The following is a 3,184-nucleotide window of genomic DNA, read 5'->3' as shown; positions in this document are numbered from 1 at the left end:
CGATCCGGCCCGGGGCCGGCTGACCACGGCCCCGGCCCGAGCCCCGGCTTGCACCCGGGCCGGCGACCCCGGCGGCTCACACCCCCTGGGTCGCCGTCACCCGGCCGTCCGCGATCGCCGCCACCAGCTCGCCGTGGTCCGCCGCCGTACGGTCCGCGTAGCGCAGGGCGAAGTCGGCGACGGCCTCGGCGAAGGTGTCCGCGCGGCCGAGGTAGCCGGCGATGGCCAGGCGGTCGCCGGTGCGGGCGTGGGCACGGGCGAGGGTGCGGCCGCAGAGGTCGGCGTAGGCGCACAGGCCGGAGGGGGTGAGGTCGGCGATGTCCGTCGAGCCCTTCATGTCGCGCAGTTGGCGGCCGTAGTAGTGCCGCCCGGCGGGGCCGGTGGTCCAGCCGAGGAAGATGTCGCTGGCGGCCTGCATCAGGTGCTGCCCGGTGACCACCCGGCGGCCGCCGTGGTGGACGGCCACCTCGGCGTCCACCCGCACCGGCGGCAGGTGCTCCTCCAGCACCGACCGGCCGGCCTCCTTCAGCTGGAGGAACAGCGGGTCGCGGCCGTCCCGGCCTTCCAGCAGCACGATGTAGCAGCGGGTGCCGACGCTGCCCACGCCGACCACCTTGGTCGCCGCGTCGACGAAGCGGTAGCGGTCCATCAGCACCCGGCGGTCCTCCGCGAGGGTCGACCGGTAGTCGCTGAACACCTTGCCGATGGCGCGCAGTTCGGCCGGTTTCAACGGTTCGATCAGTGGCGGCGCGCTGATGATCCGGCGCTGGCCGTCCCGTTCCTCGGTGAGCTTGCCGAAGGCCTGGAGGCTGGTGCGGCGCCGGGCGCGGGCGAGGCTTGCCTCGGCCTGCCTGCGCTGCCCGGGCTTGCGCAGCAGCGCCGGCAGGTCGACGGTGTCCACCCGGGCGTACCAGACGTCGAGTTCGCCCATCCCGGCCAGTCGCCGCATGCCGCCCGCGTACGCCCGGACGGCGGCGAGCGCGGCCCGGCGCGCCCGGCGCTCGTCCTGGCCGTTGTCCCGGGCGGCGACGGCGACGCTGGCGGCGAGCCGTTTGACGTCCCATTCGAAGGGGCCGGGGAAGGTCTCGTCGAAGTCGTTGACGTCGAAGAGCAGCGCGCGCTCCGGCGAGGCGTACACGCCGAAGTTCAACAGGTGGGCGTCGCCGCAGAGTTGGACGGTGAGGCCGGTGTCGGGGAGGGCCCCGAGGTCGGCCGCCAGTACGGCGGCGGCGCCGCGCAGGTAGGCGAACGGGCTCTCCGCCATCCGCCCGTAGCGGATCGGCAGCAGCCGGGCGACCCGGTCCTCGCCCTGCCGTTCCAGCACGTCGAGCGGGTCCGGCCGTTCGGCGGCGGGGATCCACCGGCCGTGGGCGGAGCGGGAGACGCGCTCCCGGGCGGCCCGGCCGCGCCCGCGGCGTTCGGCGAGGGTGGTCATGCGGCGGCTCCGTCCGTCGGCGGGTCCTTCTTCCCGCGACGCTAGGGCAGGAGTGCCGGAGGGCGCAGCGCACGCCCTCCGGCACTCCGCCGTCCGGGTGAACCGGGCGGCTCGGAACCGGCCGGATCGCCGGACAGCGGACTCATCGCACGGCGGACTCATCGCACGGTGAAGTCCGCCATCATCGCCATGTCCTCGTGCTCCAGGTTGTGGCAGTGCAGCATGTACGCCCCCGCGTAGTCGGTGAAGCGCACCAGCACCTCCACCGCCTCGGCCGGGCGCAGGTCCACGGTGTCCTTCCACCCCGCGTCGTACGGGCCCGGGTCCGCGCCGTTGCGGCCGATCACCTGGAAGTGGTCCAGGTGGACGTGCACCGGGTGGTGCAGGTCGGTGGAGAAGCGCCAGCGCTCGACCGCGCCGAGGGCGGGCGTGGCGACGCTCCGGCCGGGCTGGTACGGGCGGCCGTTGACGGTCCAGCCGTCGCCGCGGCTGCGCCGGAAGGTGAACTCGCGGGTGGTGACGGCGGCGGAGGCGTCCAGGGCCTCGACGGTGGCGAGCCGGTCGGGCACCGTCGCGTCGTCGGTCGGTTGCTTCGCGGTGACGTCGAAGCGCATCACCTCGGCGGTCCGGCCGGTGCCGAAGCGGTTGACCAGCCGGACCCGGGTGCCGGGCGCGTAGCGGGAGAAGTCGACCACGACGTCGAAGCGTTCGGCGGGCGCGATCTCGATCCCGTCGTGCCGGATCGGGGCGGCGAGCAGGCCGCCGTCGGAGCCGATCTGGACCAGTGCGCCACCGCCGGCCGGCTGCGGGTCCAACTCCAGCCGGTAGAGCCGGGCGTTGGAGGCGTTGAGCAGCCGCAGCCGGTAGCGGACCCGGTCGACGTCCAGCCGCGGCCAGGGCGCGCCGTTGACCAGGATCACGTCGCCGAGCACGCCGTTGGCGTAGGCGTCGGTGACGCCCGGCTCGGCGAGCCGGGGGTCGACGGCGGGGTAGCGGAAGGAACCGTCGGCGGCGAAGGAGCGGTCGGCGATCATCAGCGGCAGGTCCCGCTCGCCGCGCGGCAGCGGCAGCGCGGCCTCCTCGTCGTCGTGCACGAGGTGGAAGCCGGCCAGTCCGCGCCAGACGCCGGGGCCGGTGAAGCCCATCCGGTGGTCGTGGTACCAGAGGGTGGCGGCGCGTTGCCTGCCGGGATAGGTGTACGTGCGCTCGCCGACGGCGGTGCGGGCCGCCGCATGGTCCATGCCCGCCATGCCCGCCATGCCCGCCATGGCATGGGCTGCGTCCGCCGACGACCCCACCGGCAGCAGCAGGTCCACCGGGTAGCCGTCGCTGTCCGCCGGGGTGTGCCCGCCGTGCAGGTGCGTCACCGAGGGCACCGGCAGCTCGTTGCGGTGCTTGACCACCGCCGCCCGCCCGGTGCGGGTGACCACGGTCGGCCCCGGGAAGCTGCCCCCGTACGTCCAGGCCTCGGTCCTCACCCCGGGCAGGATCTCCAACGTGGCGGCCTGCTGGGTGATCTCGTAGTAGTCGCTGGTCCCGTCGGTGCGCACCGGTGACAGCACGGCCGGCACCGGCAGAGGGGCCCGGAAGGCCTCCGGCAGGTCGAGTTCGCTGCTCAGCAGCCGCCCGGGGCGGCCCTCCGCCAGCAGCCGGGCGGCGGAGGGGACGGCGACGGCGGCCAGGGCGCCCGCGCCGAGGACGGAGGCGCCGATGCCCAGGAACCGGCGCCGGTTCACCGGGGCACCTCGA

General features: G+C 75.2%; 2 protein-coding genes. Both read right to left on the bottom strand.

Annotated elements, in window-relative coordinates; genetic code table 11:
• Positions 1 to 76 precede the first annotated feature (76 nt).
• On the bottom strand, positions 77 to 1,435 hold the full coding sequence (locus KS423_RS41945) for a DUF2252 domain-containing protein (protein WP_224284968.1): 1,359 nt from the start codon (positions 1,433 to 1,435) through the stop codon (positions 77 to 79).
• Positions 1,436 to 1,593: 158 nt separating this feature from the next.
• The coding region (locus tag KS423_RS41940) for a multicopper oxidase family protein (RefSeq protein ID WP_263455799.1) at positions 1,594 to 3,184 on the bottom strand (1,591 nt) is incomplete at its 5' end.

The organism is Streptomyces sp. LS1784, assembly GCF_020103755.1.
GTDB lineage: Bacteria > Actinomycetota > Actinomycetes > Streptomycetales > Streptomycetaceae > Kitasatospora.
This window is presented reverse-complemented; position numbering and strand designations above follow the sequence as displayed.

Bases quoted from the DNA above. Each gene is read 5' to 3' on its own strand.
- KS423_RS41945 (WP_224284968.1), bottom strand. From the start codon at position 1,435: ATGACCACCCTCGCCGAACGCCGCGGGCGCGGCCGGGCCGCCCGGGAG.